The sequence below is a fragment of the Alkalibacillus haloalkaliphilus C5 genome (genome assembly GCF_000269905.1).
GTDB classification, from domain to species: domain Bacteria; phylum Bacillota; class Bacilli; order Bacillales; family Alkalibacillaceae; genus Alkalibacillus; species Alkalibacillus haloalkaliphilus_A.
Genome location: NZ_AKIF01000149.1, coordinates 1 through 7104 on the forward strand (window position 1 = coordinate 1; position 7104 = coordinate 7104).

Sequence of the window (7104 nt, forward strand, 5' to 3'; positions counted from 1 at the left end):
TGTTGTATATCTGCAACGATAAAGTCACCAACTGGTGCATCAAATCCTTCTGTTAGACAAGCTGTTACACCAGAGGATATGTGATAAGCATACAATTCAGCATGTGTTGCATTTTCATATGTTCGTCCCATATGAGCAAACAGAAGGTGTTCACCATTTGGGGACACTGTAAAACCTGATGCATATCCTTCTTCAGTAAACAGTTTTAAATCTGTTTTAGACTTTAAATTGTAAATGTATGATTCATGATTAAAGTTAAAGTCTTGATCGTTTGAATCATCAGTTGAATAGATGATTTGTGAATCATTTAACCACGTCTGGAAAATGAAGTTTTGTTCGCCTTGTTTAATTGCCTCGACCTCTTCATTCTCAAAGTTAAACAGTTTAATGACTTGATACTTTTCCTCAATCACTCCTGCACCATCTGCTTTATATTTCATTCGATTAATAACAGTTGGCTTAGGTAAATCATCGTCTTTTTTCTCTTCATCGTCATCATGTTTGTTTAATTCATCTTTCTTAATAGACGTTTGAAGCATAACGCGTTTACCATCAGGAGAAAACTCTGCTCGGTTAACACCAGCTTCTTCATCTGTTAGCTTCTGTGCTTCGCCGCCAAAGCGTGCGATCTTGTAAAGCTGATTTTTATCATCTCGATTAGATAAGAATATAATCGAACTTCCATCTGGTGACCAACGGGGATTAGATACTTTACCTTCTCCAAACGTCCATTGGTTTACTTCGTTCGTCTGCACGTCAATGTGAAATAAGTTTGATACGTATTTGTTTTCTTTCTCGTTAAGTTCAGTTTTTATAAATAAAGCTTCTGAGTAATCCGGTGAATACCTCGGATCAGATACTGAACTAATATTAAAGAGATCTTCTGCTTTTACGTTACGGTTAGTGGTCATCGTCTCCCCCTATAAACATTCCTTTTATGGTGCTAGCTCTTTATATCACTAGCATTTATACTTATCATAAAATAATTTGTTAGAATTGTCGAATTAAATTGAAAATAGTGGAGCTTAAATGTTCGATAATGTTTGTCTTACTTGTTTAAGTTTAGCTTTTTGCGATTCATCTTGATAGATTGATTGTTTAGATGCAATCATCGACTCAACATGGCTAAGGTAAACTTCAATTTGATGTTGTTGATATGACTTGAACTGCTTATTGTAATGTGATTTAAAGACTTGTTCGAACTGTTGTACAACTTCGCCTAAATATCGATCAATTTGTTGTTCTAGTTGACTAAACAACTCTTTAATTCGATTTTGTTCAAAGAAATCTTTTTTATTCTTATAGATTGAAACGAGTTCTTTAAGACTGATTTCATCACTCAAATTAACTAACTCAGGCATTTCTACTTGGTCAATCACTTGTTCTTCAAAATATAGTTGATCAAACTCACTATCTTCTCCGACATCCTTATTAATATCTTGAATGAACGTATTCGCAGCTGAATTAAAATGATAGTCTAACAAAATATTAGTTGAATGAAATTCTTTGTTTATCTTCTGCTGAACTTCAATAAATAATTGTTTGATAGCTGTCCTAAGTTCTTCTTGACCCTTACGACCATTTTGAGTAATTGTAGCTGGATTAATTGTATCTTTCATTAAGTCGATTAATTGGATATTCGTACGTTCACGAACGTAATGAATCAGTTCATCAACTTGTTGGTAAATGTGCTGTACGTATATCGTTGGTTCAATGGAATTCAACCGCTCACGAAGTCGCGCTAAGTCGTCTTTATATTGAGCAATTAAACGATCTTGTTCTTCTTGGTTTTGATCGATTTCATAAACTGTTTTCTCAACAAAAGACGTTAACGTATCAATTTCTGCTTGTAAGTTATGAGCAATCATAACCTTAGCATCATGTTCGATAAAGTGATTAAATCGATTAAAAAACACAATGGCATCTTCATCACTTTGTTTAAGATCTGGTTGTTCAATTAACTGCTTACTAGATATAGGATACGTTTGTGGATGTTGGATTCCATATTGTTGTAATTGATCTTGTAAATAAGAAATGACCATTTGTAATTCATTGTCATTTTGAGCTAGGTCAGCAGCATTTAACACGAAGAACATCTTATCCATTGTAAATGCGCCTTTAACACGGCCTAACTGTTTCAAAAATTCACGGTCAGCTCTTGCAAAAGCATGGTTGTAATAGTTGACATAAACTAAAACGTCTGAATGTTTCACGTAATGCATTGATACATTCGTATGTCTCGCATGAATTGAGTCTGCCCCTGGTGTATCAACTAATGTGACACCAGAACGAGTTAATTCACAATCGTAATAAATAACGATTTCATCAACGAAACACGACAGTCTTTCAACTGTTACATACTGTCTGAAATGGTGCAAGTCAACATGATTTTTTTCACCTAATAATGGCTCACACTCTTCTAAACCAGAACTGAATGCTTCGATAAATGAAGCATCCGTTTTTGAAAGTTGCTCCGTTAGCTTCTTATTGTTTTTATTAATAAACTTACTTAAAGCCGTTAATGAACGAAATGGTTCATCCGTATACGGCGCTAAAATTTGGTTAACTTGGTCAACAATCGCTTGTTCGGTCTTAAATGTAACAACGACATCTTCATGATTGAACTGCTCATTGATCGGAGCGATCTTATTAATGGTTGCCGTTGTTGGATTGGGTGAAACAGGTAATACGTTAGCACCAATCCAAGCATTTGCAAATGAAGACTTTCCTGCACTGAACGCTCCAAAGAGAGCAACCGTATAGGTCATATTTTCTATTTGTTGTTGCTTTTGTTCGACTTGAACTCTATATTGATCAAGAATTGGGACATCTAAGGTTTCTGCTAATATTTCTTTAGCTCGATCAGTCGTCTCTCTGACAGACAACGTATAGCTTGAGCTTACACCTTCTTCATCTTGACGTTCCTCTTCTACTTCATAAACTTTAGTCAACATTTCATCCACGTTTACTTCATGGCGTTGGTCAACTTTCGTCTGTAAAGCTTCCTCTACTTGTCCATCAGTTGGACCCTCTCTTAATAAATTGCCTTTCATTGACGATTCAAACTGTTTCATTTCTATAGAGCTTTCGTGAGATCGCTGAGACTGATCTAATTGGTCTTCTAAGTCGTTTAAATGCTCCTTCAATGGAGGCAATTGTTGTTCGATTAACGGTTGTAACGATTGATAAATGTTGTTTAAATCACTCGTTAACTGGTGCTTGACTCCGTTTGAAATTGATTTTTGTAGTGACTTTGTAAATAATAATACGTAATCCCCATTTACTTCAGCTGATGGGTTTACATTTTCAAGTAACAATTGTTCAGTTACGACGAACTCAAACTGCTGTAATTGTTGTTTTAAATCGTGGTCTTGAACACCGTGCTCATCTAAAATAGATACTAAAAACTCTCTCACATGCCAATTGACTTGGGATTTCACACGCTCATTTAAGTCCGTTAAAAATTGTTCAAGGCGACGCTCTTTCTCTTCTAAAGTTTTCTTTTTAGAAAATAACCCGCCAACTTTGAACTTTGGCTGTACAGAGTCTAAGTATTCTTTAGCAAGCTCACGCATTTCGAAGGTCATTAAATACGCCTCGTCAACAATTTTACTAACTGACTTCATGTAAGCAGCGTTAAATTGTTGGTTGTCTTTATTTAATACTTCTAAACGATCTTTAATTTTTTGATACTCTTCCTCTATTCGTTTTAGTTCTTCTTTTGAAGTATGCTCCGTATAACTGCCATACTTCTTTTCGGCTAGTATTTCAATTAAACTTTTAAGTTCCGTTTTAACACGTTCTTCAACTATTTCTTCTTTACGATCAATAATTGTTTGTAGATGCTTCTGTAATTCATTCAACTGATTATGTGGATGTTGATCGTCCATTAATGAAGTAAACAAAGTTAATTGAGGTGATAAGTTCCAGTTCTCACAACTTTCTTCTAACGCACGCTTATACTCATCCATCGTTATTTCGTCTTCATTATGCTTATCGACTTGGTTAACAACAATAATATAAGGGATCGATTTCTTTTCAAGCTGTTGTAAAAATTGAAAATTAACCTCTGACTGAACGTGGTTATAGTCTACAACATAAATAAAATAGTCAATCAGATGAACACGAGATAATGTACGGTCAAACTCTTCATCATCAGCAGAATCAATTCCCGGTGTATCCATTAAAACTGTATTTTCAATAGCCGGTAATGGTTTTTGGATCGTTATCGAAGCAACTTCTTGACCATTCCGAGACAGCTGTTGAATTTGGTTAATATTAATTTCTGAATCATTAGCAAACTGCTGATCATTAAAATGGTAAGTAACTTGAATTGGACCATTTTTAATCTCTACTATGTTGGCACTTGTCGGGATCGGACTAGAAGGTAATAAATCCTCTCCAACAAGAGCATTAATCATAGTTGATTTCCCAGCAGAAAAGTGGCCTGTGAAGCCAATAATTGATGACTTTTCTGACCACTTTTTATAAAGATCGATTAACTTTTTCTTTTCACTTTCCAAACCAAGCTGTTGTATTTCTTTATAAATTAAATCAAAGTTAAAATCCTGTTTAACAATCGTTGTCATCTACTATTCCCCTAGCTTTTAATTGCTTGTTTAAATGTTTCATCAAAAACGGCTCTGTTTCTTCCCGATGCCTTTGCCTGATGTAGACAACGGTCAACACGTCTTAATAACTCATCTCGATCGTCAGATTCCTTCAATGAGGCAATGCCATAACTTAATGTGACGTACTCATCACTTAAGTCGTCAATCATTTGGACATGTTCTGCGAAATAATTATTCCATCTTTCAATGTTTTGTTCGATTTTACTTCGTTTTTGACCGAACAAAATAATCGTAAATTCGTCGCCATTATATCGGAAAGTATAGCCTTCTCGAGGTTCAATCCAAAAGTCTAACGTACTTCCTAAAATAGCTAACACACGATCACCCATTTCATAACCATACGTGTCATTCAACTGTTTGAAGTGATCAATATTTAATTTAACAAGCGTAAATTCTTTATCTTTTTCCACTAGTTTCGTTAACGTGTTTTGAAAAGAACGATGGTTATAAAGCCCTGACACATAATCTTTCATCGCTTCTTCTTTATAATTGATATGGTCGATCGATGAGGCTTCTTTTCTTGATGATAATAAGTAGCAAATACGCCGATTAAACTAATGAAAATGGCATGAGCACCAAACAATAATAAATAAGAATTTATAAATAATTGCTCAAAATAATACGCAATAGCTGCGTAACTTCCTATAGCTAAAAAAGTAGCTAACAACACTCCTTTAAAGTGCCATACTAACGCTACATGCATAAGCCAAACCAAATATAGTGGCATAAACAAGCTACCGACTCCACCTGTTAAAACAATTAAAGCCGATATGAAAAAGAAGTCAAAAACTACACCTAATTGAACGAAACGCAATTTAGCTTTCGTATAAGTATTTAACTTCCATAAAGCGATTTGGATGGCTAGGCTATATAAAGTTCCAAAACCCGTTATGTAAAGCAGCTCTAGCATCGTTAAATTGAACACTAACCCACTTGGTAATGTAAAATATAGAGCAATAATGGCAACGAGTATTAGCCACCGAGTAATAGAAAAAATTTGTGCTATATAATCATCCTTCTTATTGAGCATGTCCCATTCCCCTACTTTATAATGACGCCCTCTATAAATGATGGTCGCATTATTTTATCGTTTTTATTGTTGCAAAAAAGAGGCTGAATACTTAAATCCAGCCTCTTTTGACGTATTCGTTATTCTTGGAAGAACTTCCTATTTATTTCAATATATGCGTTCTCTTCTTCTGGAAGCTCGTCCTCATGATAAATAGCCTCTACTGGGCATACCGCTTCACATGCTCCACAATCGATACAAATATCTGGATCTATATAGAACATGTCTTTACCTTCTTCAATACAGTCAACCGGGCATACATCTACACACTCTGCAGCTTTCTCGTCCTTACAAGGTGATGAAATAATAAATGCCAAGGTAATCCCTCCTATAATAATAATGTTTACTGATATGATATCATTTATTTCGTAGAATAACCACGTGTATGTAGAAATTCTCCCCATCATTATAATGACTTTTCATAAAATGTGCAAATTCACCAGTCCGTAATCATACAATTATGATGTAAGGGGGACGACTATAATGAGACTTAATCGAATCATTCATGATGAACGTTTTTATACATTTAGACAGTTTGAAGAAGACTTGTTCACTCTTCAAGCCACATACCCTCAGTTTGCGTTAAATACGATTGGACATTCAATTATGGGAAGACCTATTTATGAGGTCGTTATTGGAAATGGTGATCAACACATTCATATAAATGGTTCTTTCCACGCTCACGAGTCAATTACAACGAATGTGATTATGCGGTTTATTAATGATTATTTACACGCTCTATCAACTAATGAACCAATCAGAGGCCATAATATGCACCACTATTTTAACGAAATTACATTAAGTATCGTACCTATGGTTAACCCTGACGGTGTCGACCTTTTAAACAATGGCCTACCTGAAAACGAACGATTTCGTGAACTAGTATTAGACATTAATAATCAGAGTACGAATTTCGATCAATGGAAAGCTAATATAAGAGGGGTAGACTTAAACAACCAATACCCAGCCAATTGGGAAATTGAGCAGCGTAGAAAACCAAAGCAACCCGCACCTCGAGACTTCCCTGGTTACGGTCCTTTAACTGAGCCAGAAGCGTTAGCTATTTACGATTTAACTTTAATGAAAGATTTTGACCGCGTATTAGCGCTTCATACACAGGGAGAGATCATTTTCTGGGGTTATGAAGGGTTAGAGCCCTCAATATCTCGTGATATAGCCCAAGAGTATGGTCGTGTCAGTGGGTATCGCCCGATTCAATATGTAGACAGTCATGCTGGTTATAAAGACTGGTTTATTCAAGACTTTAGAAGGCCTGGTTTTACATTAGAGCTAGGCCAAGGGGTAAACCCATTACCCATTACTGACTTAGACCATATATATGAAGAAACACTTGGTATCTTTTTAGCGAATATATATGTTTAAAGATAAGTTTAACTTTAATCA

General features: G+C 35.3%; 6 protein-coding genes. 1 reads left to right on the plus strand and 5 read right to left on the minus strand.

All coding sequences use genetic code 11. The features are described 5' to 3' along the window. The 5 genes from A194_RS0113275 to A194_RS0113295 all read right to left on the minus strand — a co-directional run. Window positions 1-911 (minus strand): TolB family protein (locus tag A194_RS0113275; protein WP_017187305.1); only part of this gene is annotated, 911 nt, incomplete at its 3' end. A 114-nt stretch (window positions 912-1025) separates the two neighbouring features. Beyond that, the gene (locus A194_RS0113280) at window positions 1026-4589 is read right to left on the minus strand and encodes a dynamin family protein (protein ID WP_017187306.1); all 3564 of its coding nucleotides are present in this window, start codon (window positions 4587-4589) and stop codon (window positions 1026-1028) included. A gap of 11 nt (window positions 4590-4600) precedes the next feature. Then, on the minus strand, window positions 4601-5104 hold the full coding sequence (locus A194_RS0113285; protein ID WP_017187307.1) for a GGDEF domain-containing protein: 504 nt from the start codon (window positions 5102-5104) through the stop codon (window positions 4601-4603). Further along, window positions 5101-5661, minus strand: coding sequence for a hypothetical protein (locus A194_RS0113290; RefSeq protein ID WP_017187308.1), 561 nt, complete (start codon window positions 5659-5661; stop codon window positions 5101-5103). Before A194_RS0113290 ends, A194_RS0113285 begins: the two co-directional genes overlap by 4 nt. A 119-nt stretch (window positions 5662-5780) precedes the next feature. Beyond that, on the minus strand, window positions 5781-6017 hold the full coding sequence (locus A194_RS0113295; protein ID WP_017187309.1) for an indolepyruvate ferredoxin oxidoreductase subunit alpha: 237 nt from the start codon (window positions 6015-6017) through the stop codon (window positions 5781-5783). A gap of 166 nt (window positions 6018-6183) precedes the next feature. On the opposite strand from A194_RS0113295, the gene A194_RS0113300 reads away from it, so the two are divergent. Next, on the plus strand, window positions 6184-7083 hold the full coding sequence (locus tag A194_RS0113300) for a M14 family metallopeptidase (protein ID WP_017187310.1): 900 nt from the start codon (window positions 6184-6186) through the stop codon (window positions 7081-7083). Window positions 7084-7104: the final 21 nt, after the last annotated feature.